Below are 23,212 nucleotides of genomic sequence, written 5' to 3'. Positions count from 1 at the left end.
TCTTCTTTCATAAAAAAAACTGTGTTAGCAAAGTTAATACTTTATTCCTTGCTGACACAGTTTAATTTACATCCTCGGATGTTCCCATAGAACATCCTCCTTTTGATTTTATAATTGTCTATTCAGACAATTTTCTACTACTCAGATTATCTAGTAGCTTGTTTACGTGTGATAGTTACGTTGTATGCATACTCACTAGTACCCCAGTCGTGAACGAACTGCAGAACCACATTTACTGTATGAGTAAACTCAGTACCTGTCGGGAGTGCGATACAAGTCAGCTTACCAGTTGTAGGTTCTACCTTGAAGTATTCATCTTTGTCTGTTCCGTTGGACATAATGTAGCGGAGACCGGTTGTAACAGACTTCTTGTACAAAGCAGCACGAGCAGTGACTTCTTCAGCATTGAATGTAGTTCCATTGAATATAACAACTTTCTCACCTGCATAGTCTTTCAATACAAGATTCTTCCAGAAGTCTTTAGCCTTAGCTTCAGTACCAGCGGTATTGACAAGTAATTGTTTCAATGTGATTTCAGTATTCTCAGCCAAGTTCGGATCGTTGAATGCTTTCAGTGCAGCACCACCGGTGAAATCTGCTATCGGACGAGCTACAGTCCATAATTCTTCTGCATCAGGTTTACGGTTCTTGTCAGTAGCATCGTAACCACTTGCATCATAAATATCAACTTTCAGATTGCCAACCTTCTTGATATCAATCGGAGCAGTGAATGCTATTCTCCATTCTCCATTTGCACCTTCTTCAACTACCAATTTGTTCTCCTTCATCAATTCTTGTACAAATGCATTCTGCTTGTCTTTATTCAATTCGAATACAGCCTTAGCGTCAGCAGGAGTTACATCATACATATGAGCGAAGTTTTCAGACTTAATGCCGAAGTTGCCGCTAGCAGCATCACTCCAATCACCAATGATTGTACGTGCCTTGTATGCATCCTTGATAGCAACAGCAAAGTTACGAGTTACAGCAAGGTCATTGATAGTAGTGATGAAATATTGACTATCTAAGCAGCATATGGAGTAGAAATGCCATTATAAGAAACCCAACCATTCTTAGCAAGTGCTTCAGACCAGTAATTAGTGGATTTCAAATAGAGGGTAGTCTTATCAATTTCTGTCTGAGGACCAATAAACAAGAACAATGAGTCTGTTGCATTACCTTCTGCCTTCTTGTACCATACAAATGCCTCATCTCTAGCTACAGGAACATCTACAGACCATGTAGCTTGCTGTGGAGCATTAGTTAGGTAATCGTATGCTTCACTATATCCAGTCAATTCCTTCTCTGTATTGTAATCTGCTTTATACAAAGGCCAAACAATAGAGGTGCCCTTGTCGGTTAAGATATCACGACCACCGATAGCGTCTTCAAATGCGCGTACATCCAGCTTCACAATTTGCTTAGCTGTCTTGTAGCTCAAGTTGAAGGTTGCATCACCCAGCGGAGACAATTTGACAGTTGCTACATTTTCTGCAGCGGTAGGACGTATAGCTTGTACCAAAACATAGTTATAAACAACCAAATCATGTACACCTTCTACTTGTGATTTAACTGTAGTAGTGACCTTGATTACAGCATATTCATCAATAGCAGATGCTTGTTTTTCTTCCTTAACAGCCAAGATGCCTTCTTTAGCTACTTTATCTGCATCAAAGATTCCTTTCTTAATGGTTACACCCCACAAATCCTTGTCTGCATTTTCATCAATCAATTCGAATTTCTGTTCAAATTGAATATCGGCATCAGCCAACAGTACGCCGTCATTCAAATCCAAAGCAGCACTGATAGAATCGTTCAGATTGAATGTTCCTTTATAATCAAATTCGCCAACCTTATAAGAAGCTGCATCATTCTGAGACATGAATTTTTCGGGATACCAACTACTTGCAGTCTGCATCTTATTAGAATATTGGATTTCCTCCTCTGCATTTACACGTACGTTATGTACCTTTTTAGAAGATACATACATTGACTTAACATTAAAATAATCTGATGCAGAAACATATTGCTTGTACATCTTAACATCCAGAGAGGTAGCATAGCTATTGATTGTCTCACCAAGATCCACCCATACGGCTCCCCAGCCAGATATTTCTGTTTGCGTAGTCGGGTCAATCCATGTCATACTTCCCCATCCAGAAGTAGATACAGTCTTAGCATCTTTAAAGTTTACCGGAGTCATCTTTACCCAAATAACACCATCTTGTTCTTTATCGAAGTCCCAATCCAAGACATTCAATTTCGGCTGTTCTGCAGCTCTTGTCTGATAAGTATCAGAGAAGAAGAGCTCGGCATCGCTCTTTGAGAATTTTGAAGGATAGACTTTGAAAGAAGCCTTTGCAGGAACTGCAGCAAACAAAGTATCAACGTCAGTATCGTTTTGAGGATAGTACAACTGATAAGCTACAGCATAGTCATTTGCGTCATCAGCAGCTTGCTTTCTATACACAATAGTTTGCAGACCATTGAAAGCAGAGCCTTCCATCAACAAAGTATATGATTGGCCGTCAATAGTAACCTGCATAGTTCCATCCTTTTCATTGTAGATCATTGAAGGAACGTTAGCATTGTATTTGAATGAAGTTCTATATTCGCCAATGCAGATATAACCCTCTTCGTCTACCTTCACGTAGTTTCCGATAGCTTCTTCAACATTAGCTTCTGAACCTGCAGCCTTGATTTTCTCACCTGCGTCATTCAATACATACTCATAGGTTGCACCTTCATCTACGCTAATCATCCAGTAGTTCTCGGCATCTACCTTGAACTTCGGAACGATTGTAGCCCCGGTTTCACCCTTCGGGCCTTGAATACCCTGAAGTCCTTGCTCACCTTTTTCGCCTTGAGCACCATTCTTGATAGTTAAAGTTTCGCCACCGGTAAAAGTCAGTAAATAACCACCCTCAACAGGAGCATAACTTTCGATGAATTTCTTGCCATTGATTGCAGCAAGGATGTCATCAATCTGTTTTTTGTTTGCATCGATCTGCTCCTGCAAGCCATCGATGTCATCATCATAGTCCTTACAAGAAACAAATGTACTTGTGGAGCCAACCATTAAAGCTCCAAACAAGATTGCACTTAGAAACTTTTTGTTCATAATTGAAAACTTTAAATTTATAAATTTAAAAAAATAAAAAGTGAATAATCTCTCATTTTGAATCCCTTTCGCATACTTCTTTTGTTACTAAGTATTCCGTTACTTCGCAGGTAATGAAATCTTGTTAATTTCGTTAATAACCAAGGAATAAGGAGAAAATAGGTGGGGTTTGTTCAGAATAGTAAAAATCAGTCCGTTGGGATATTGGAAAGATAATATATAGTCTTAATCTCCAACATCATAGAAAAGCTACAATAGAAATTATGAAGTGAAAAAGTCTCTAATTTTCAATATAAGATTCTATCTTTCAGTTTATTGCTTACGTTGGGAAACTTTTTGTAAAGCCAATATCAATCCGCTCCTCAAAACTTTGTTTGAAGACTATAAAAAAGAAACAACAAGTTTGCTCTACTTCCTCAAAAGAAGTAATCTCTTTTATACTGGATATCCTTCGTTTTTTACAAAAGAAATTACCCTTTGATTGGCTTCGTCAATCTTTCTGTTGCTGAAAGGCTTCAGATAAGTTTCCGTCACTGTGATGGAAGAGTGCCCCATGGCTTCTGATATGATTCCTGGATGTATCTCGCAGTGGTAAGCCATGGTCGCCCAAGTATGGCGTGCCGCATAACTACTGAGTGCCGACTGCATTCCCAAGCATTGTCTGAGTACTGCCAAACGTTGGTTGAATGCCCTGAGTGCCGACTGGTATTCCCGGTATGCCGCTTCTGTGCCTTCCTCACTTTGTAATATGGGGAATAAATAAGGAGAGTCCTTGTCCTTGTTTGCTATCATTCTCACCATTTGCATAGCCTCCGGCGTCAGTGAGACGGTCAGTGCCCGTCCCGTCTTCCTGCGCCTATAGGACAAGGTATTTCCTTGTAAATCCCTTTTGTGCAAATAGGCCAGGTCCACAAAAGGAATCCCTCTTAGCATAAACATCAATACAAAGAAAATTTTTGTTTTCTGTCGGGTGTTGGGAGAATTACCGGCCTGCAGGCTCATCTCTGTCTCCCGTATCAAGCAGCCTATGTCGGAAGCTTCGAGCGCCTTTTTCCTATCCGCCCGTGTGCCGGTATACACATGCTCAAACAGCCTGGGTACATATCGCACCAGCTTTTTGTCCACCGCCCGGTTGTAAACCGAACGTATCGCTTTGATATAGGTGGATACCGTATTCCAACTACAATTCCTCTGCCTGAGGAAGTTTTCGAATCTCTTCAGTACGGTCGGGCTCAGCTTGCGCATGGGCATCGGTTGCCATTTGGTGAATACCGAGAATGCATTCACCGCTGACTGGTAGATGTGTGCCGTTCCCCACCTGCCGCCTTCCCGGAGTTCCCCGATGATTGAGGAGAACATCTCTTGTAAGGTAATTTCATTTCTGCTCATTTCCAAATTATTTATAAAAAGGTTTATCCTGCAATTATAAATAAATTGAGAGCAAGTGCAAAGGCATCATTCTGAAATCTGCGAAACGGGAATGATGCCGTATCCGACAGCTTATTTGTTGGCTAACGTCTGTTTAGTGGCTGATATACGTATCCTGGAAGAACCGCTTGTTATCATTCAGGCTGCAAGTGGCATCCACTCCGGCTTGTTGCAGGCGTTCGGCAATCTCATTCAGTTTCTTCCTCGAAACCCTTCCGATATAGAACAGACGGTAGCGGTAATCGTTGTCCAGCAATTCCATGACGTGCGTGAAATTCTGTTCGCGGGCAAAGTCGAAGTTTACTTTTCTTAGGTTCTGGTACGGATAGCGGATAGTCCTGCCTACGCTGTGTATGATGAGGCCGTTATTGTCCAACGTCAGGTAGCAGAAGCGGGTCATCAGCATGCTGATGAAAAAAAGACTTAATGCAAACGAAATGATAGCCGGGATGAAGCCCCTGCCACTGATGGAATAATATCCCAATATAAGGAATATCAGGAATAAGACAAAGAACCAGAACATATAGAGTGACGGACGCTGGTATGTTTCTGTGGGAACCTCTGCGACTGTCCGTTCCCTCGGTGCGTAGTTGTCGAAGGGGATTTCTTGGGAGACCAGGTAGCGGATGACCGAGGAAGGGTGACGGAAAGGAGGCAGATAGATTACTTTTTCTTTTCCTTCCTTTAGATGTAAAGTCAGTATGCCCGGACCATATTTGTCTTTCGCAGCCAAGTTGCTTTTGCGGGGAACCTGGTGGTAACGCTTCATGAAACTGAAACTCTTGATTTGGTGCAGTCCGATGTGCTGGCTTTGCAGCAGTTGTTCGGCTCTTTTCTGTTCTTTACTGGTCACTTCCATAGTTCTTATTTTTTAAGTTCGGGATAACTGATGCGGGTATGGTATATAGTCTTCAGCTTCTCCTTGAATACGTTCTTCACGGTGGCAATATCCTTGAAGGTGATGGGGCATTCCTTGAAATAGCCTTCTGCCACTTGCGAATCGATAATCTTGTCTACCAGGTTGCTGATGCTCTCTTCCGTATATTCGGGCAGACTGCGTGAAGCGGCTTCCACCGAATCGGCCATCATCAGGATAGCCTGCTCTTTGGTGAACGGGTTGGGACCGGGGTAGGTGAATGCCTCCTCGTTAGGGTCTTCACCGGGGTGCTCGTTTTTCCAGGAGATATAGAAATACTTCGTTTTCCCACGGCCATGGTGAGTGGTGATGAAATCCTTGATTACTTTGGGGAGATTGTTCTTCTCGGCCAGCTTCAGCCCGTCCGTCACATGGCTGATGACGACTTGGGCACTTTGCTCATAGCCCAGATTCTTGTGCGGATTGACTCCACCCGACTGGTTCTCGGTGAAGAACACCGGATTCTCCATCTTGCCGATGTCATGATACAGCGCTCCGGTACGTACCAGCTGGCTTTTGGCTCCGATACGGTTGGCCGCTTCCGCCGCAAGGTTGGCAACCTGCATGGAATGCTGGAAGGTGCCGGGAACTGTCTCGGACATGCGGCGCAGCAGGCTGTTGTTGATGTTGGACAATTCGACCAGGGTGACATTGGAGGTAAAGCCAAACGTCTTTTCCACCAGGAAGAGCAGGGGATAGGTGAACAGCAGCAGCACTCCGTTAATGACGAAATAAGTGTACATGCTTCCGTTGATTTTTGTCAAGTCGTTTTCTGTAATCAGCTCGAAAGCAAAGTAGACGGCAGCGTAGGTCAATATGACGAGGAAGGCTGTCCGGAACAGTTGCGACCGTTGTGAAAGTTCCCTCAGACTGAAGATGGCAACCAGCCCCGCCGAGAGTTGCAGAAGAATGAATTCATGCGGATAGCGCAGGCAGATGGAGCATATCAGTATGGTGGTGACTTGTGCGATGAAGGCCGTGCGTGAGTCGAGGAACACCCGGATGATGACCGGCAGCATGGCATACGGGATGATATAGACATTGAATATGTTGTTGGCAACCATGATGGCCGTCACCACGCAATAGAACATGATGAGGGCGAAGAGCAGGGAGAGGCTGCCCTTGCGCTTGTAGTAATCTTTACGGAACAAGTCGAGGTAGAGCATGAAACACAGCATGAAGATACTGACAAACAATACCTGCCCCGCCAGCATCAACCGTTTTTGCCCGATGGACTCACTGCGTTTGATGGATTCTTTCCGTAGACTCTCAAGGATGTTGTATGTCTCCTGGCTGACAATCTCGCCGCGGTCGATGATTTTCTGTCCGCTCAGTACGATGCCGTTGGCCCATGAATAGTTGTCGAGCATCTCCTTCTTAGCGGTTTCGGTCCGCTGCTCGTCATAGGTCAGATTAGGGAACAGATATTCGTTCAGCGAGCATTGCCGTAGAATGTCCGGGCGGTAGTGGGCGGTATCGGCCGTGAGTATATAGTTATAGGCATCCTTCACCGAATATACCTTGTTGATGTCCTGCTGGTTGGCCAGTTTGTCGTTAATGACCATGATGGCGGTTGTGCTGTCCTTATGCAGTTGGTTCAGCTCTTCGGTAGAAACGATGCCGGCGCGATATACTTCAGAGAGTTTCCTTTCCAGAAAGCGGACGTAGTCGGTGGAGGGAAGCAGGCCGCGCAGGTGGGTCTGATAGTCTGCCTTCAACTTGGCGAGCACACTTTTCTCAATGCTTTTGTCCAGCTGGAAATACGGCTGGAAGGTGGCGAGGATACTGTCTTGCTCGCGTTTCACCACTTCATCGGCCTTATAGATGGGGAAGTCGAAGGTGGCCATGAGCTGTCCGTACTTCCAGGGCTTGTCAATGTCGAACTGGTAGTTGAATTTACCGTCACGTGGCAGAAAATAGACAATAATCCCCACAGTGCCGATGAATATCAGTGCTCTGTATAGCAAATCTCTGAGCGAGAACTCTTTTTTTGTATTGAAATAACTCATATCGGCTGAAATTTTTGCGAAAAGTACAAAAAAAAACATTAGTGTGGAAAAAAAGGTTTAATTTTGCCGTCTAAAATATTCATAAGTAAGGTAGATTATGACAGAAAGAAAGGTCAGAGTCCGTTTTGCCCCGAGTCCTACGGGGGCGTTGCACATCGGCGGTGTGCGTACAGCTTTATACAATTATCTCTTTGCGCGTCAGCATGGAGGAGATTTGATATTTCGTATTGAAGATACTGATTCCAACCGGTTTGTACCGGGTGCGGAAGAATATATCCTGGAGTCTTTCAAGTGGTTGGGCATCCCGTTTGACGAGGGCGTGAGTTTCGGTGGAGACCATGGCCCGTACCGTCAGTCGGAACGTCGGGAAATATACAAGAAGTATGTTCAGATTCTGCTGGAGGCCGGAAAAGCCTACATCGCTTTCGATACTCCTGAGGAGCTGGAAGCAAAGCGTGCGGAGATTACGAATTTCCAGTACGATGCTTCTACCCGCATGCAGATGCGTAATTCACTGACCCTTCCTAAAGAAGAGGTAGACGCGCTGATTGCTGCCGGTAAGCAGTACGTGGTGCGTTTCAAGATAGAGCCGAACGAAGATGTGCATGTGAACGACCTGATTCGTGGGGAAGTAGTGATAAACTCTTCCATTCTTGATGACAAGGTTCTTTATAAATCGGCAGATGAACTTCCTACTTACCATCTGGCCAATATTGTGGACGACCATTTGATGGAAGTGTCCCATGTGATACGCGGTGAGGAATGGTTGCCTTCCGCACCGTTGCATGTATTGCTCTACCGTGCCTTTGGGTGGGAGGATACCATGCCTGCCTTTGCGCATTTGCCCTTGTTGCTGAAGCCCGAGGGTAACGGCAAATTGAGTAAGCGTGACGGCGACCGTCTGGGCTTCCCGGTTTTCCCGTTGGAGTGGCATGACCCCAAGTCGGGAGATGTCTCTTCAGGCTACCGCGAATCAGGCTATCTGCCCGAAGCGGTCATTAATTTCCTGGCTCTGCTGGGCTGGAATCCGGGCAATGACCAGGAACTGATGTCTATGGATGAATTGGTGAAATTGTTTGATTTGAGCCATTGCAGCAAGTCGGGTGCCAAATTCGACTATAAGAAAGGTATCTGGTTCAACCATGAGTACATCATGATGAAACCGGATGCGGAGATAGCTTGTCTTTTCAGACCGGTGCTGGAGTCCAACGGCATAGACGCCTCCAACTATAGCGACGAGTTCCTTACGAAAGTGGTTTCACTGGTGAAGGGACGCGTCAACTTCGTAAAGGAACTGTGGGACCAGACCCGTTTTTTCTTCGTAGCCCCCACGGAATATGCGGCAAAGGATGTGAAGAAACGTTGGTCGGAAGATACTCCCCGCATCATGACCGAATTGATGGATGTGCTGCGCGGTATCGGGGATTTCTCCTCCAAGCCTTCCGAAGATATTGTGATTGGTTGGATTACCGAGCGCGGCTATCACATGGGAAATGTGATGAATGCCTTCCGCTTGTCAGTGGTGGGCGAGTGTAAAGGCCCGCACATGTTCGACATTACCGAGCTGATTGGCAAGGAAGAGACGTTGGCCCGCATACAGCGTGCTGTTGATGCTTTAAAGTGAATAAATCTTCTTCATCCTTAATCCATATAGTATGCTATATGACTTGGCAATAGCCATCTACGATATTCTGGTGCATCTGGCTGCTCCATTTAGCCGTAAGCCCCGAAAAATGATGAAGGGACACTGGGTGGTCTATGAACTTCTCCGGCAGCAGTTGGAGAAGGACGTGCGCTATATATGGTTCCATGCCGCTTCTTTGGGGGAGTTCGAGCAGGGACGGCCGTTGATTGAGAAAATTCGTGCCAAATATCCGGATTACGGTATTCTGCTGACTTTCTTCTCGCCGTCGGGCTATGAGGTCCGCAAGAATTATAGGGGGGCAGACGTTGTCTGTTACTTGCCTTTCGACAAGTCCCGCAATGTGAAGAAGTTCCTGGATATCGTGAATCCCTGCATGGCATTCTTCATCAAGTACGAGTTCTGGAAGAACTATCTGGACGAACTGCACAAGCGCCGTATTCCGGTGTACAGCATTTCCTCCATTTTCCGCCGCGGACAAGTATTCTTCAAGTGGTATGGCGGTACGTACAGACATGTGCTGCGCGACTTCGACCATTTGTTTGTGCAGAATGAACGCTCCAAACGCTATCTGGCGAAGATAGGCATCAGCCGTGTCACGGTGGTGGGGGATACCCGTTTTGACCGTGTGCTGCAGATTCGTGAGGAGGCCAAACATCTGCCTTTGGTGGAGCTTTTCAAGAACAACACGATGACTTTCGTGGCAGGAAGCTCCTGGCAGCCGGACGAGGATTTGTTTATTGAATACTTCAACCGGCATCCGGAGGTGAAGTTGATTATCGCTCCGCACGTCATCGACGAGAACCATCTGGTAGAGATTATCCGTAAACTGAAACGCCCCTACGTGCGCTATACCCGTGCCGACGAGAAGAATGTCCGTAAGGCCGACTGCCTGATTATCGACTGCTTCGGGTTGCTCTCTTCCATCTACCGCTATGGCGAGATTGCCTATATCGGAGGTGGTTTCGGGGTGGGAATCCACAATACCCTTGAGGCTGCAGTTTATGGCATTCCGGTGATTTTCGGACCGAAGTATCAGAAATTCCAGGAGGCCATCCTGTTGCTGGAGGCAAAAGGCGCTTTCTCGGTGAAGGATTATGAGGAACTGAAAACTTTGCTCGACCGTATGCTGACAGATGAAGTCTTTTTGCGCGAATCAGGCATGAATGCAAGCAATTATGTGACCGGCAACGCCGGTGCAACGGATAAGATAATGAGTATGATAAACTTTTAGAAAAGTAAAGAGTGATAAAAGCGATAGGGCGGTAAAGGTGATGGAATGGCATCCCTTTATCGCCCTGCCTTTTTGGGGGCCTTGTCTCCCTTTATTTGTACCAGTCGGAATACATCAGATAGTTGTGTGCAATCTTCTGGTTCAGCTCCTTGGCCTGCTCCGGATCTACTTTCTTGATGAACTTGGCGGGGACTCCTCCCCAGATGCTTCCCGGCTCGATGACCGTATTGCTCAATACCAGGGAACCAGCGGCGACAATAGCCCCTTCGCCCACTACTGCGTGGTCAAGGATGGTGGAACCCATCCCTACCAAAGCATAGTCCTTGATAGTGGCTCCGTGGATGGTCACGTTGTGCCCCACGGATACGTGGTCTCCTATCTCTATGGTCGATTTCTCGTACAAGGTGTGGAGCACGCTTCCATCCTGGATGTTTACTCCGTTCCCTATGCGGATTGAGTTTACGTCACCCCGCAGCACGGTGCTGAACCAGATGCTGCAATCCCGTCCCATCTTGACGTCGCCAATGACAACCGCATTGTCCGCCAAAAAACAATTCTCCCCGATTTCGGGAGTGAATCCTCTTACTGATTTTATTAATGCCATTTTTTTAGTGATTAGTGGTTAGGTTACTGCATGCTTCCTTCAGCCATTCCCGTTCTCCTTCGTTCAGGCTTGGCGAAAGTGTCTCGTATACATGCTGGTGATAGTTGTCCAGCCATGCCGTTTCCTCTGCCGTCAGCATCTCTTTGATGATACCTTTCTTGCAGATGGGGCAGAGGGTAATGGTTTCGAACTTCAGGTAATTTCCGAACATGCCTTCACCGTCCTTCACGGTCAGCACCAGGTTTTCCGTGCGTATTCCATGGCTTCCGGCTTTATAAACGCCCGGTTCGTTGGAAGTGACCATTCCCGGCCGTAGGGTTACCGGATTCTCATTCATGCGGATACTTTGCGGACCTTCGTGCACATTGAGGAAATGGCCTACGCCGTGCCCGGTACCATGCAGGAAGTTCATGTGGTGTTGCCATATCGGCATGCGGGCCAGTACATCCAGTTGCGCTCCTCGCGTACCTTCCGGGAAGACAGCCATGGCGAGGTCGATATGTCCTTTCAGTATCAGGGTGTAGTCCGTCTTCTCTTCTTCGGTCAGTTTCCCCAGTGCGATGGTGCGGGTGATGTCGGTAGTGCCGTCCAGGTATTGCGCACCCGAGTCCAGCAGCAGGAATCCCTCGGGTTTCAGTGGCACGTCCGTTGCCGGAGTGGCTTCGTAGTGTACGATGGCTCCATGTTCCTTGTACCCGGCAATGGTGTCGAAGCTTTCTCCCATGTAGAGTGGCTGTGCGGCACGGAATTCGTGCAGTTTCTTGTCTACGCTGATTTCTGTCTCGTTGCCTGCGGAAACGGCCTCCTCCAGCCATTTAAGGAACTTCACCAGTGCCACTCCGTCGCGTTGCATGGCTGCGTGGATGCCGGCTATTTCCCGGTCATTGCGGACCGCTTTCAGCAAGGCTATCGGTGAGCGCTCGTCAAGTACCCGGCAGGAAGGGGGGAGGGCGGAATAAACGGCATAATTCGTCTTTCCCATGTCGAGCATGATGCTGCCGTCCGGTATTCTTGTCACAAAGGATTCGGTGTCCCCATAAGCATGGATGGTGACGCCGGCTTCTTCCAGATGGGCTGAAAGCTCTTCCGTTACTTTCTCGGGCTGGATGAAAAAGTGTGTTTCTTGTTCGTTGATTATCAGGTAGCTTACTACTACGGGGTTGCAATGCACATCGTTGCCGCGTATATTGAGTGTCCATGCTATCTCGTCCAATGCCGACACCAATAATACGTCCGCTTCACTCTTCTTCATCTCCCGGCGGATAGCAGCCAGTTTGTCCGGACAGCTTTTCCCGGCGTATTTCATCTCGTGGATAAAGGCGGGTGCTTCGGGCATGGGAGGGCGGTCTGTCCATATCTCATTCATCGGGTCGGCAATGCTCTTTACGGTGATGCCGTTTTTTGCCAGATCCTCTTGCAGGGCTATGGCTTGTGTGGTGGAAAATACCTTTCCGTCTATACCTACAACTGAATTCGCTGTAAGGTTCTCCCGCAGGAAATCGAGGATGCTGGGCGTTTCGGGCAGCATTTCCTTGTATAAGTCGATGCCGCTGCCTTCCAGCTGCTGCTCGGCTTGGAGAAAATAGCGAGAATCTGTCCACAGTCCCGCCTTGTCGGTGGTAATCACCGCCGTGCCTGCCGAACCGGTGAAGCCTGATATCCATTCTCTTGATTTCCAGTACGGTGCTACGTACTCGCTTAGGTGCGGGTCGGTACTGGGGATAATGAAAGCGTCTATGCCTTCTCTTTTTAACAATGCCCGTAGAGCATCTATACGTTGATTGATTGTCTGAGCCATATTTTTATAAATGTAATTAAGTAGGCGTGTAAATGAGTTTATAATCTCTTCATTCTCTGCTTTCAAAGTTACACATTCTCTTTTAAAAATTTGCTATGCTTCACGGATTTTAGCGGATTGGCTCAATAAAAACATCTTTCCCTTTGCTCATTCGTTTGATAATTAGGAATCATGGGTAATTTTTTTGCAGAAAGTTTTGTGAATAAAGAAAGTATGTGTAATTTTGCCGCTCAATTTAATCGTGAGATTTTTAAACCATTAACATTTAATTAAAAGAAAATGATTGTAGTACCTGTAAAAGAAGGCGAAAACATTGAAAAAGCGCTGAAGAAATTCAAAAGAAAGTTTGAAAAAACTGGCACAGTTAAGGAATTGAGACGCAGACAACAGTTTGATAAACCGTCTGTGACTAAAAGACTTAAGAAAGAACGTGCTGTTTACGTTCAACAACTTCAGCAAGTAGAAGATTAATAATTCGTAAATTCCTTTGAATTATTGAATTCTTTTTCATACATTCGTTGCATGATTTTAGATATGTAGCGATATGTTGTTGACAGATTCTTTTCTTGACTATCTTCTGCACGAGCGGAACTATTCCAAAGGTACGGTTGAGTACTATCGGGCAGATATTCTTGAACTGCAGAGGTTTGGAGAAGAAATGTTGGGAGACTTGACTCCATCGGATGTAGATGCGGAACTTGTTCGTGAATGGATTGCTTCCTTGATGGACAAAGGACTTGCTTCTAATACGATAAACCGAAAGCTGAGTTCTATCCGGACATGTTATAAATTCCTTTTGAGGAGAGGCGAGGTCGCGGTAGATCCGTTGCGGAAAGTGACGGGGCCCAAGAAGAAAAAGCCGCTTCCGGTATTTCTGAGAGAGGGTGAGATGAATAGGTTACTGGATGATATGGACTTTGGTGAAGGTTTTGAAGGGTGTCGCGACCATATGATTATTGAAATGTTTTATGCTACCGGCATGCGACTTTCAGAATTGATAGGGTTGGATGATAAGGATGTCGATTTTTCGGCTTCTCTCGTTAAAGTGACGGGAAAACGGAATAAACAACGTCTTATACCTTTCGATGAGGAGCTGGGACGCTCGATGCGAGAATATGTCAATGTGCGGAATGAAGCTGTCCCGGTTCGCTCGGATGCTTTTTTTGTCCGGAAGAATGGAAAGAGGCTTTACCGCAGTATCGTAGCATGCCTTGTGAAACGAAACCTTTCGAAGGTAGTGACTGTAAAAAAAAGAAGTCCCCACGTGCTGAGGCACACCTTTGCAACGGCTATGCTGAACAATGGTGCTGATTTAGGCTCGATAAAAGAACTCCTCGGACACGAGAGTCTGGCGACAACGGAAGTTTATACGCATACTACTTTTGAAGAGCTTAAAAAAGTGTATAATCAGGCTCATCCCCGAGCCTAAAGTAAAAAGGAGGTAAGTATGGAAGTAAGAATTCAATCGATTCACTTTGATGCGTCAGAGCAATTGCAGTCTTTCGTTCAAAAGAAAGTTGCTAAGTTGGAGAAATTTTACGACGATATAAAGAAAGTAGAGGTGTCATTAAAGGTAGTAAAACCAGAAACAGCCGAAAATAAAGAAGCCGGAGTGAAAGTATTGGTTCCCAATGGCGAGTTTTATGCAAACAAGGTTTGTGATACGTTTGAAGAAGCAGTGGATTTATGCCTGGAAGCTTTGGAAAAACAGCTGGTTAAGTACAAGGAAAAGCAACGGAGCAAATAATTTTCCGCTAAAATTTTGCGGGTAAAAAATAAATGCCTAAATTTGCAGCCGTTTCGCTCACACTATGAACGTTACGGTTGCATTTTTTAGCTTGCCTCTTTAGCTCAGTTGGCCAGAGCACGTGATTTGTAATCTCGGGGTCGTTGGTTCGAATCCGACAAGAGGCTCGCTCAAGGATGAGTGGAATGAGTCTTTCTTCACGAGGTGGAGATGATATGAGAACGGAAATCGTCCGGGTAAAGTTCACTCTGCGATGATTTAGTAAGGAAAAGAGTTCTTTTTGTAATGTAGGGGCAAATACCAGAGTGGCCAAATGGGGCAGACTGTAAATCTGCTGGCTTACGCCTTCGGTGGTTCGAATCCATCTTTGCCCACAACTCTTATTCTCCTTGCTGTTATAGCTCAGCGGTAGAGCACTTCCTTGGTAAGGAAGAGGTCCCGGGTTCAAGTCCCGGTAACAGCTCACAAAGATGTAAAAGCTGATTATTAATCAAATAAATAACAAGTAAAGCTATGGCTAAAGAGAAATTCGAACGTACCAAACCGCATGTAAACATTGGTACAATTGGTCACGTTGACCACGGTAAAACCACGTTGACAGCTGCTATCACTACAGTGTTGGCAAAGAAAGGTCTTTCTGAATTGCGTTCTTTCGATTCTATCGATAACGCTCCTGAAGAAAAGGAAAGAGGTATCACTATCAACACTTCTCACGTAGAGTATGAAACAGCTAACCGTCACTACGCTCACGTAGACTGCCCGGGTCACGCCGACTACGTAAAGAACATGGTAACTGGTGCTGCTCAGATGGACGGTGCTATCATCGTAGTTGCTGCTACTGATGGTCCGATGCCTCAGACTCGTGAGCATATCTTGCTGGCTCGTCAGGTAAACGTACCGAGACTGGTTGTATTCATGAACAAGTGTGACATGGTAGACGACGCTGAAATGTTGGAACTCGTTGAAATGGAAATGCGTGAACTGCTTTCAGCCTACGAATTCGACGGCGACAACACTCCGTTCATCCAGGGTTCTGCTCTTGGTGCGTTGAATGGCGTTGAAAAGTGGGAAGAGAAGGTTATGGAACTGATGGATGCTTGCGACACTTGGATTCCTCTGCCTCCGCGTGATATTGACAAACCGTTCTTGATGCCGGTTGAAGACGTATTCTCAATCACTGGTCGTGGTACTGTAGCTACTGGTCGTATCGAAGCTGGTGTTATCCATGTAGGTGACGAAGTTGAAATCCTCGGTTTGGGTGAAGACAAGAAGTCTGTTGTAACTGGTGTTGAAATGTTCCGCAAGTTGCTGGATCAAGGTGAAGCTGGTGACAACGTAGGTCTGTTGCTCCGTGGTATCGACAAGAACGAAATCAAACGTGGTATGGTTCTTTGTAAGCCCGGTCAGATTAAACCTCACTCTAAGTTCAAAGCTTCTATCTACGTTTTGAAGAAAGAAGAAGGTGGTCGTCACACTCCGTTCCACAACAAATACCGTCCTCAGTTCTATCTGCGTACTATGGACTGTACAGGTGAAATCACTCTTCCGGAAGGAACTGAAATGGTAATGCCTGGTGATAACGTAGAAATCACTGTAGAACTGATCTACCCGGTAGCATTGAACGTAGGTTTGCGTTTCGCTATCCGTGAAGGTGGTCGTACAGTAGGTTCTGGTCAGATTACTGAAATTCTTGACTAATAACCAATATAATCTTAATCAGTTCCCGGTATACATCGGGAACTGATTATGTACAAACGGGAGTAGCTCAGTTGGTAGAGCACCGGTCTCCAAAACCGGGTGTCGGGAGTTCGAGCCTCTCCTCCCGTGCTAATATTTTTGAAATGAAGAAGATTGTAGCTTATTTTAAAGAAACTTACGACGAACTTGTTCATAAAGTGTCGTGGCCTACGTATTCTGAACTTACTAACAGTGCAGTAGTTGTTTTATATGCTTCCCTACTAATTGCAGTGGTAGTATTTGCGATGGACTTCTGTTTCCAGCATCTGATGGAATTTGTTTATCCACATTAAAAGTAAGGAGAAATGTCTGAGATTGAAAAGAAATGGTACGTTTTGCGTGCTATTAGCGGAAAAGAAGCTAAGGTAAAGGAATACCTTGAAGCTGATATTAAAAACAGCGAACTTGGTGATTACGTATCTCAGGTATTGATTCCTACCGAAAAGGTATATCAGGTTCGCAATGGTAAGAAAATTGTGAAAGAGAGAAGTTATCTCCCTGGTTACGTTTTGGTGGAGGCTGCTCTGGTGGGTGAGGTTGCTCATCATCTGAGAAATACTCCTAATGTGATAGGGTTCTTGGGTGGTTCGGAAAAACCCGTACCTCTGAGACAGTCGGAAGTGAATCGTATACTTGGTACGGTCGACGAATTGCAGGAATCAGGTGAAGACTTGAGTATCCCGTATGTAGTCGGCGAGACTGTAAAGGTGAATTACGGTCCGTTCAGTGGATTCAGTGGAATCATTGAAGAAGTGAACACCGAGAAGAAGAAACTGAAGGTCATGGTCAAGATATTCGGACGGAAGACTCCGCTCGAATTGGGCTTTATGCAAGTTGAAAAAGAATAGTGCAGGTGTTACGCTGTAGTATTCTTCATTAATGTTTATATATATAAATCAATTAGAAAATGGCTAAAGAAGTTGCTGGACTAATCAAATTACAGATTAAAGGAGGCGCGGCAAATCCATCACCCCCAGTAGGACCTGCATTGGGTTCCAAGGGTATCAATATCATGGAGTTTTGCAAGCAATTCAACGCCAGAACCCAAGACAAAGCAGGAAAGATTCTTCCTGTGATTATCACTTACTACGCAGACAAGTCTTTCGATTTTGTAATCAAGACTCCTCCCGTGGCTATCCAGTTGTTGGAAGTGACGAAGCAAAAGAGTGGTTCTGCTGAGCCTAACCGTAAGAAAGTTGCCGAGATTACTTGGGAACAGGTTCGTACGATTGCTCAGGACAAAATGGTTGACTTGAACTGTTTCACTGTAGAAGCTGCCATGAAAATGGTTGCCGGTACGGCTAGAAGTATGGGTATCGCTGTAAAAGGGGAGTTCCCGGTTAATAATTAATAAACTTCAATTAGAATGGGTAAACTGACAAAAAATCAAAAGTTGGCTGCAGAAAAAATTGAAGCAGGGAAAGCATACTCTCTCAAGGAAGCTGCTCAGTTGGTAAAGGAAATCACTTATACCAAGTTTGACGCTTCTCTGGATATCGACGTACGTTTGGGCGTTGACCCGCGTAAGGCCAACCAGATGGTGAGAGGTGTTGTATCACTTCCTCACGGTACTGGTAAGGTTGTACGCGTTTTGGTGCTTTGTACACCAGATGCTGAAGCTGCTGCAAAAGAAGCCGGAGCTGACTATGTTGGTCTTGACGAATATATTGAAAAGATCAAAGGTGGATGGACTGATATTGATGTGATTATCACTATGCCGTCCATCATGGGTAAGATTGGTGCACTCGGTCGTGTGCTCGGTCCTCGTGGATTGATGCCTAACCCCAAGAGTGGCACTGTAACTATGGATGTTGCTAAAGCTGTAAGAGAAGTAAAACAAGGCAAAATCGACTTTAAGGTTGACAAGAGCGGTATTGTTCATACTTCTATCGGTAAAGTTTCATTTAGCGCTGAGCAAATTCGCGACAATGCGAAAGAATTCATCTCTACTTTGAATAAATTGAAACCGACTGCAGCCAAGGGTACATATATTAAGAGTATTTATCTTTCTAGCACGATGAGTGCGGGCATCAAGATTGACCCGAAAACAGTAGAAGAAATCTAATAAAACGGAGTAATAATGAGAAAGGAAGATAAAAGTACGATTATTGAGCAGATTGCTGCTACAGTGAAGGAATACGGTCACTTCTATTTGGTGGATACCACTGCCATGAATGCTGCTACAACCAGCATGTTGAGAAGAGAATGTTTCAAGGCTGACATCAAATTGATGGTAGTTAAGAATACATTGCTTCACAAGGCATTGGAGAGCCTGGAAGAAGACTTTTCTCCGCTTTATGGTTCTCTGAAAGGTACAACTGCCGTAATGTTCAGCAACGTTGCTAACGCTCCGGCCAAGTTGATTAAAGATAAGGCTAAGAACGGTATTCCCGGACTGAAGGCTGCATATGCAGAAGAAAGCTTCTATGTTGGTGCTGACCAGTTGGATGCTCTCGTAAGTATCAAGAGTAAGAATGAAGTTATTGCCGATATCGTTGCATTGCTGCAGTCACCGGCCAAGAATGTTATTTCTGCTCTGCAATCAGGTGGTAACACCCTCCACGGAGTTCTCAAGACTCTTGGTGAACGTCCCGAAGCGTAAATTTCGGAAAAAGAATTATATCAATTTATTTAGTATTTAAACAATTAAAAATCATACAAAAATGGCAGATTTGAAAGCTTTTGCAGAACAATTAGTTAACTTGACAGTAAAAGAAGTTAATGAACTTGCAACAATCCTGAAAGAAGAATATGGTATTGAACCTGCTGCTGCAGCTGTAGCTGTTGCTGCTGGTCCTGCAGCCGGTGGTGCTGCTGCCGCAGAAGAAAAGACTTCTTTCGACGTAGTATTGAAGAGCGCTGGCTCAGCTAAACTTCAGGTAGTTAAAGCCGTTAAGGAAGCTTGCGGTCTTGGCTTGAAGGAAGCTAAGGACATGGTAGACGGTGCTCCTAGCGTAGTAAAAGAAGGTTTGGCTAAGGACGAAGCAGAATCATTGAAGAAAACATTGGAAGAAGCTGGAGCTGAAGTTGAACTTAAATAACATTAGCCTGTAAATCAGGTAATTCGGTTAGGAACCCTTCGTGAAAAGGGTTCTTAACCTTTTTGTGTATATATTTAAAATTAAGTTCTACAAATCCATTAACAGATGTCTTCAAATACTGTAAATCAAAGAGTTAATTTTGCTTCGACTAAGAATCCGCTTGAATATCCGGATTTTCTGGAAGTACAATTGAAGTCATTCAAAGACTTTCTACAACTGGACACCCCACCCGAGAAACGTAAGAACGAGGGACTGTATAAAGTATTTGCTGAAAACTTCCCCATTGCCGATACAAGAAATAATTTTGTTCTTGAGTTTTTGGACTACTATATTGATCCGCCGCGCTATACCATTGATGAATGTATAGAGCGAGGGCTTACATATAGCGTGCCTTTGAAGGCAAAATTGAAATTATATTGTACCGACCCCGACCACGAAGATTTTGACACGGTCATTCAGGACGTGTTCCTCGGTCCTATTCCTTACATGACGGATAAGGCAACATTCGTCATCAACGGTGCGGAACGTGTGGTTGTATCCCAGCTTCACCGTTCACCGGGCGTATTCTTCGGACAGAGCGTACATGCCAACGGTACCAAGTTGTACTCAGCCCGTATCATCCCGTTCAAGGGTTCGTGGATTGAGTTTGCCACCGACATCAACAACGTCATGTATGCGTACATTGACCGTAAGAAGAAATTGCCGGTTACCACTTTGCTGAGAGCCATCGGATTTGAGAATGACAAGGACATTCTCGAGATTTTTAATTTGGCGGAAGACGTGAAGGTGAACAAGACGAACCTCAAGAAGATGGTGGGACGTAAGTTGGCCGCACGTGTGTTGAAAACATGGATTGAGGATTTTGTAGACGAAGATACCGGTGAAGTTGTTTCCATCGAGCGTAACGAAGTCGTTATTGACCGTGAAACTGTAATCGAGCCGGAACATGTTGACATTATATTAGAGTCGGGCGTTCAGAATATCCTCGTACACAAGGAAGAACCGAACCAGTCTGACTATTCTATCATATATAATACTCTGCAGAAGGATCCGAGTAACTCGGAAAAAGAAGCTGTACTCTACATCTACCGCCAGTTGCGTAATGCAGACCCTGCCGATGATGCCAGTGCACGCGAGGTTATCAATAACCTGTTCTTCTCAGAGAAGAGATATGACCTGGGTGATGTAGGCCGTTATCGTATTAACAGAAAGTTGAACTTGACGACCGATATGGACGTGCGTGTCCTTACCAAGGAAGATATTATCGAAATTATCAAATATCTCATCGAGTTGATTAACTCGAAAGCGGATGTGGACGATATCGACCACTTGAGCAACCGTCGTGTGCGTACAGTGGGCGAACAGTTGTCCAATCAGTTTGCCATCGGTCTGGCACGTATGTCGCGTACTATCCGCGAGCGTATGAACGTCCGTGACAATGAAGTCTTTACTCCGATTGACCTGATTAACGCCAAGACAATCTCTTCCGTTATCAATTCATTCTTTGGAACGAATGCTTTGTCACAGTTCATGGACCAGACCAACCCACTGGCCGAGATTACTCACAAGCGTCGTATGTCTGCCCTGGGCCCCGGCGGTCTGTCACGCGAGCGTGCAGGCTTCGAGGTTCGTGACGTACACTATACTCACTACGGACGTCTTTGTCCTATCGAGACTCCTGAAGGTCCGAACATCGGTTTGATTTCTTCACTCTGTGTGTTCGCGAAAATCAACGAGCTTGGCTTCATTGAAACTCCGTACCGCAAGGTGGCAGAGGGTAAGGTTGATCTTTCTGACGAAGGTTTGGTTTACCTCACCGCAGAAGAAGAGGAAGCCAAGATTATTGCTCAGGGTAATGCTCCTTTGAACGATGACGGTACTTTTGTACGTGATAAAGTAAAATCCCGTCAGGATGCCGACTATCCGGTGGTTCCTCCTTCCGAGGTGGAATTGATGGACGTATCTCCCCAGCAGATTGCTTCTATTGCGGCTTCTTTGATTCCGTTCTTGGAGCATGATGACGCCAACCGTGCATTGATGGGATCAAACATGATGCGCCAGGCTGTTCCTTTATTGAAGAGCGAAGCTCCGATTGTAGGTACCGGTATCGAACGCCAGCTGGCACGCGATTCTCGTACGCAGATTACTGCCGAGGGTGACGGTGTGGTTGAATTCGTGGATGCAACGACTATCCGTATTCTGTACGACCGTACGGAGGAGGAAGAGTTCGTAAGCTTCGAGCCTGCATTGAAAGAATATAATATCCCGAAGTGGCGCCGTACCAACCAGAATATGACGATTGACCTCCGTCCGATTTGCGAGAAGGGTCAGCGCGTGACTGCAGGTCAAATCCTGACGGAAGGTTATTCAACCGAAGACGGAGAACTTGCACTGGGTAAGAACCTGCTGGTTGCTTACATGCCGTGGAAGGGCTATAACTATGAGGATGCTATCGTACTGAATGAACGTGTGGTTCGTGAGGACCTTTTGACCTCTGTACACGTAGAAGAATATTCTTTGGAAGTTCGCGAAACGAAGCGTGGTATGGAAGAGTTGACCTCTGACATTCCTAACGTAAGTGAGGAAGCGACTAAAGACCTTGACGAAAACGGTATTGTTCGTGTGGGTGCCCGCATCGAACCGGGTGATATCCTTATCGGTAAGATTACTCCGAAGGGTGAATCGGATCCTTCTCCGGAAGAGAAACTGCTCCGTGCCATCTTCGGTGACAAGGCCGGTGATGTGAAGGATGCTTCTTTGAAAGCCTCTCCTTCTTTGAAGGGTGTTGTTATCGGTAAGCGTCTGTTCTCCCGTGTTGTCAAGACCCGCAGCTCCAAGCTGGCCGACAAGGCTCTGTTACCGAAGATTGACGATGAGTTCGACGCTAAGATTGGTGACCTCAAGAAAGTGTTGATAAACAAGCTGTTGAAGCTTACAGAAAATTATACATCGGAAGGTGTGAAGGATTACATGGGTGCCGACATTATTTCCAAAGGCGCCAGATTCTCTGCTTCCGACTTCAGCGATTTGGACTTCACCGCTGTTCAGTTGAGCAACTGGACGAAGGATGAACATACCAACGGACTGATTCGTGCATTGGTGATGAACTTCATCAAGAAGTACAAGGAACTCGATGCCGAGCTGAAACGCAAGAAGTTCGCCATCACTATCGGTGACGAGTTGCCCGCAGGTATCATTCAGATGGCCAAGGTATACATTGCCAAGAAACGTAAGATTGGTGTCGGTGACAAGATGGCCGGTCGTCACGGTAACAAGGGTATTGTTTCCCGTGTGGTACGCCAGGAAGACATGCCGTTCCTTGCTGACGGTACTCCGGTAGACATCGTGCTGAATCCGTTGGGTGTGCCTTCACGTATGAACATCGGTCAGATATTCGAGGCCGTTCTCGGGCGTGCCGGAAAAAACCTGGGCGTGAAGTTTGCCACTCCTATCTTTGACGGTGCATCTTTGGACGATTTGAACGAATGGACCGATAAGGCCGGCTTGCCTCGCTACGGCAAGACAACGCTGTATGATGGTGGTACCGGTGAAGCATTCGAGCAGCAGGCTACGGTAGGTGTGACTTACATGCTGAAGCTCGGTCACATGGTTGAAGACAAGATGCACGCACGTTCCATCGGTCCGTACTCACTCATTACGCAACAGCCGTTGGGTGGTAAGGCACAGTTCGGTGGTCAGCGTTTTGGAGAAATGGAAGTTTGGGCACTCGAAGCGTTCGGTGCCGCACACATTCTGCAGGAAATCCTGACTATCAAGTCTGATGACGTTGTAGGACGTTCCAAGGCTTATGAAGCAATCGTGAAGGGTGAACCGATGCCTGCTCCGGGTATCCCCGAGTCACTGAACGTATTGCTGCACGAGTTGAGAGGTTTGGGCTTGAGCATCAACTTAGAATAATGGATAATTGATAATTG

At 45.8% G+C, this 23,212-nt stretch carries 20 protein-coding genes and 4 tRNA genes; 17 read left to right on the top strand and 7 right to left on the bottom strand.

What is annotated here, in order from left to right; genetic code table 11:
• Positions 1-146: 146 nt before the first annotated feature.
• From ACESTD_RS12600 to ACESTD_RS12580, 5 genes are all read right to left on the bottom strand, one after another.
• The gene (locus ACESTD_RS12600) at positions 147-869 is read right to left on the bottom strand and encodes a hypothetical protein (protein ID WP_373159094.1); all 723 of its coding nucleotides are present in this window, start codon (positions 867-869) and stop codon (positions 147-149) included.
• A 155-nt stretch (positions 870-1,024) separates the two neighbouring features.
• Positions 1,025-3,121, bottom strand: coding sequence for a PL29 family lyase N-terminal domain-containing protein (locus ACESTD_RS12595; protein ID WP_373170080.1), 2,097 nt, complete (start codon positions 3,119-3,121; stop codon positions 1,025-1,027).
• A 435-nt stretch (positions 3,122-3,556) separates the two neighbouring features.
• Entirely contained in the window at positions 3,557-4,510 is a 954-nt protein-coding gene (locus ACESTD_RS12590; protein WP_195288774.1) for a site-specific integrase, read from the bottom strand.
• A 133-nt stretch (positions 4,511-4,643) separates the two neighbouring features.
• A complete protein-coding gene (locus ACESTD_RS12585) occupies positions 4,644-5,408 on the bottom strand; it encodes a hypothetical protein (RefSeq protein ID WP_005825742.1) in 765 nt (254 codons plus the stop codon).
• Between the two features lie 5 nt (positions 5,409-5,413).
• A complete protein-coding gene (locus ACESTD_RS12580; protein ID WP_195288773.1) occupies positions 5,414-7,474 on the bottom strand; it encodes an HD family phosphohydrolase in 2,061 nt (686 codons plus the stop codon).
• 97 nt (positions 7,475-7,571) lie between these two features.
• Between ACESTD_RS12580 and gltX the strand changes: the two genes are divergently transcribed.
• Positions 7,572-9,098, top strand: a complete 1,527-nt coding sequence (gene gltX / locus ACESTD_RS12575) for a glutamate--tRNA ligase (protein WP_195288772.1) — start codon at positions 7,572-7,574, stop codon at positions 9,096-9,098.
• A 31-nt stretch (positions 9,099-9,129) separates the two neighbouring features.
• Positions 9,130-10,350, top strand: a complete 1,221-nt coding sequence (locus ACESTD_RS12570) for a 3-deoxy-D-manno-octulosonic acid transferase (protein WP_195288771.1) — start codon at positions 9,130-9,132, stop codon at positions 10,348-10,350.
• Between the two features lie 91 nt (positions 10,351-10,441).
• Here the strand turns inward: ACESTD_RS12570 and ACESTD_RS12565 are convergent, their stop codons facing one another.
• Both ACESTD_RS12565 and ACESTD_RS12560 read right to left on the bottom strand, forming a co-directional pair.
• Positions 10,442-10,954 carry a gamma carbonic anhydrase family protein gene (locus ACESTD_RS12565; RefSeq protein ID WP_009037306.1) on the bottom strand — a complete coding sequence of 171 codons (513 nt, stop codon included), beginning with the start codon at positions 10,952-10,954 and terminating at the stop codon, positions 10,442-10,444.
• 4 nt (positions 10,955-10,958) lie between these two features.
• Positions 10,959-12,752 carry an aminopeptidase P family protein gene (locus ACESTD_RS12560; RefSeq protein ID WP_117704072.1) on the bottom strand — a complete coding sequence of 598 codons (1,794 nt, stop codon included), beginning with the start codon at positions 12,750-12,752 and terminating at the stop codon, positions 10,959-10,961.
• A gap of 279 nt (positions 12,753-13,031) precedes the next feature.
• On the opposite strand from ACESTD_RS12560, the gene rpsU reads away from it, so the two are divergent.
• The 15 genes from rpsU to rpoB all read left to right on the top strand — a co-directional run bounded on the left by rpsU (position 13,032) and on the right by rpoB (position 23,195).
• A complete protein-coding gene (gene rpsU, locus ACESTD_RS12555) occupies positions 13,032-13,223 on the top strand; it encodes a 30S ribosomal protein S21 (protein ID WP_005825735.1) in 192 nt (63 codons plus the stop codon).
• 73 nt (positions 13,224-13,296) lie between these two features.
• Complete coding sequence (gene xerC / locus ACESTD_RS12550; RefSeq protein ID WP_118275116.1) at positions 13,297-14,181, top strand: tyrosine recombinase XerC; 885 nt, start codon at positions 13,297-13,299, stop codon at positions 14,179-14,181.
• A gap of 18 nt (positions 14,182-14,199) precedes the next feature.
• Positions 14,200-14,499, top strand: coding sequence for a ribosome hibernation-promoting factor, HPF/YfiA family (hpf, locus tag ACESTD_RS12545; RefSeq protein WP_005825731.1), 300 nt, complete (start codon positions 14,200-14,202; stop codon positions 14,497-14,499).
• A 93-nt stretch (positions 14,500-14,592) separates the two neighbouring features.
• A tRNA-Thr gene (locus ACESTD_RS12540) sits at positions 14,593-14,666 on the top strand.
• 124 nt (positions 14,667-14,790) lie between these two features.
• Positions 14,791-14,873, top strand: a tRNA-Tyr gene (locus ACESTD_RS12535).
• A gap of 17 nt (positions 14,874-14,890) precedes the next feature.
• A tRNA-Thr gene (locus tag ACESTD_RS12530) sits at positions 14,891-14,962 on the top strand.
• Positions 14,963-15,012: 50 nt separating this feature from the next.
• Complete coding sequence (gene tuf, locus ACESTD_RS12525; protein ID WP_005825727.1) at positions 15,013-16,197, top strand: elongation factor Tu; 1,185 nt, start codon at positions 15,013-15,015, stop codon at positions 16,195-16,197.
• A 56-nt stretch (positions 16,198-16,253) separates the two neighbouring features.
• A tRNA-Trp gene (locus ACESTD_RS12520) sits at positions 16,254-16,326 on the top strand.
• A 14-nt stretch (positions 16,327-16,340) separates the two neighbouring features.
• A complete protein-coding gene (gene secE / locus ACESTD_RS12515; RefSeq protein WP_005825726.1) occupies positions 16,341-16,529 on the top strand; it encodes a preprotein translocase subunit SecE in 189 nt (62 codons plus the stop codon).
• Between the two features lie 12 nt (positions 16,530-16,541).
• Entirely contained in the window at positions 16,542-17,084 is a 543-nt protein-coding gene (gene nusG / locus ACESTD_RS12510) for a transcription termination/antitermination protein NusG (RefSeq protein WP_373158915.1), read from the top strand.
• 59 nt (positions 17,085-17,143) lie between these two features.
• A complete protein-coding gene (rplK, locus tag ACESTD_RS12505) occupies positions 17,144-17,587 on the top strand; it encodes a 50S ribosomal protein L11 (protein WP_005825722.1) in 444 nt (147 codons plus the stop codon).
• Between the two features lie 15 nt (positions 17,588-17,602).
• The gene (rplA, locus tag ACESTD_RS12500; protein WP_005825721.1) at positions 17,603-18,301 is read left to right on the top strand and encodes a 50S ribosomal protein L1; all 699 of its coding nucleotides are present in this window, start codon (positions 17,603-17,605) and stop codon (positions 18,299-18,301) included.
• 15 nt (positions 18,302-18,316) lie between these two features.
• Complete coding sequence (gene rplJ, locus ACESTD_RS12495; RefSeq protein WP_005825719.1) at positions 18,317-18,838, top strand: 50S ribosomal protein L10; 522 nt, start codon at positions 18,317-18,319, stop codon at positions 18,836-18,838.
• Positions 18,839-18,899: 61 nt separating this feature from the next.
• Positions 18,900-19,277, top strand: coding sequence for a 50S ribosomal protein L7/L12 (rplL, locus tag ACESTD_RS12490; RefSeq protein ID WP_004291279.1), 378 nt, complete (start codon positions 18,900-18,902; stop codon positions 19,275-19,277).
• Positions 19,278-19,382: 105 nt separating this feature from the next.
• Complete coding sequence (gene rpoB, locus ACESTD_RS12485; protein ID WP_005825717.1) at positions 19,383-23,195, top strand: DNA-directed RNA polymerase subunit beta; 3,813 nt, start codon at positions 19,383-19,385, stop codon at positions 23,193-23,195.
• Positions 23,196-23,212: the final 17 nt, after the last annotated feature.

The organism is Bacteroides sp. AR20, from assembly GCF_964250605.1.
Classification (GTDB): Bacteria; Bacteroidota; Bacteroidia; order Bacteroidales; family Bacteroidaceae; genus Bacteroides; species Bacteroides uniformis.
Note: the sequence above shows the minus strand (reverse complement) of the source record. Positions and strands in the feature narration are given on the sequence as shown.

Coding starts and splice junctions, on each gene's coding strand:
- ACESTD_RS12600 (WP_373159094.1), bottom strand. CDS start 869: ATGTATGATGTAACTCCTGCTGACGCTAAGGCTGTATTCGAATTGAAT.
- ACESTD_RS12595 (WP_373170080.1), bottom strand. CDS start 3,121: ATGAACAAAAAGTTTCTAAGTGCAATCTTGTTTGGAGCTTTAATGGTT.
- ACESTD_RS12590 (WP_195288774.1), bottom strand. CDS start 4,510: ATGAGCAGAAATGAAATTACCTTACAAGAGATGTTCTCCTCAATCATC.
- ACESTD_RS12585 (WP_005825742.1), bottom strand. CDS start 5,408: ATGGAAGTGACCAGTAAAGAACAGAAAAGAGCCGAACAACTGCTGCAA.
- ACESTD_RS12580 (WP_195288773.1), bottom strand. CDS start 7,474: ATGAGTTATTTCAATACAAAAAAAGAGTTCTCGCTCAGAGATTTGCTA.
- gltX (WP_195288772.1), top strand. CDS start 7,572: ATGACAGAAAGAAAGGTCAGAGTCCGTTTTGCCCCGAGTCCTACGGGG.
- ACESTD_RS12570 (WP_195288771.1), top strand. CDS start 9,130: ATGCTATATGACTTGGCAATAGCCATCTACGATATTCTGGTGCATCTG.
- ACESTD_RS12565 (WP_009037306.1), bottom strand. CDS start 10,954: ATGGCATTAATAAAATCAGTAAGAGGATTCACTCCCGAAATCGGGGAG.
- ACESTD_RS12560 (WP_117704072.1), bottom strand. CDS start 12,752: ATGGCTCAGACAATCAATCAACGTATAGATGCTCTACGGGCATTGTTA.
- rpsU (WP_005825735.1), top strand. CDS start 13,032: ATGATTGTAGTACCTGTAAAAGAAGGCGAAAACATTGAAAAAGCGCTG.
- xerC (WP_118275116.1), top strand. CDS start 13,297: ATGTTGTTGACAGATTCTTTTCTTGACTATCTTCTGCACGAGCGGAAC.
- hpf (WP_005825731.1), top strand. CDS start 14,200: ATGGAAGTAAGAATTCAATCGATTCACTTTGATGCGTCAGAGCAATTG.
- tuf (WP_005825727.1), top strand. CDS start 15,013: ATGGCTAAAGAGAAATTCGAACGTACCAAACCGCATGTAAACATTGGT.
- secE (WP_005825726.1), top strand. CDS start 16,341: ATGAAGAAGATTGTAGCTTATTTTAAAGAAACTTACGACGAACTTGTT.
- nusG (WP_373158915.1), top strand. CDS start 16,542: ATGTCTGAGATTGAAAAGAAATGGTACGTTTTGCGTGCTATTAGCGGA.
- rplK (WP_005825722.1), top strand. CDS start 17,144: ATGGCTAAAGAAGTTGCTGGACTAATCAAATTACAGATTAAAGGAGGC.
- rplA (WP_005825721.1), top strand. CDS start 17,603: ATGGGTAAACTGACAAAAAATCAAAAGTTGGCTGCAGAAAAAATTGAA.
- rplJ (WP_005825719.1), top strand. CDS start 18,317: ATGAGAAAGGAAGATAAAAGTACGATTATTGAGCAGATTGCTGCTACA.
- rplL (WP_004291279.1), top strand. CDS start 18,900: ATGGCAGATTTGAAAGCTTTTGCAGAACAATTAGTTAACTTGACAGTA.
- rpoB (WP_005825717.1), top strand. CDS start 19,383: ATGTCTTCAAATACTGTAAATCAAAGAGTTAATTTTGCTTCGACTAAG.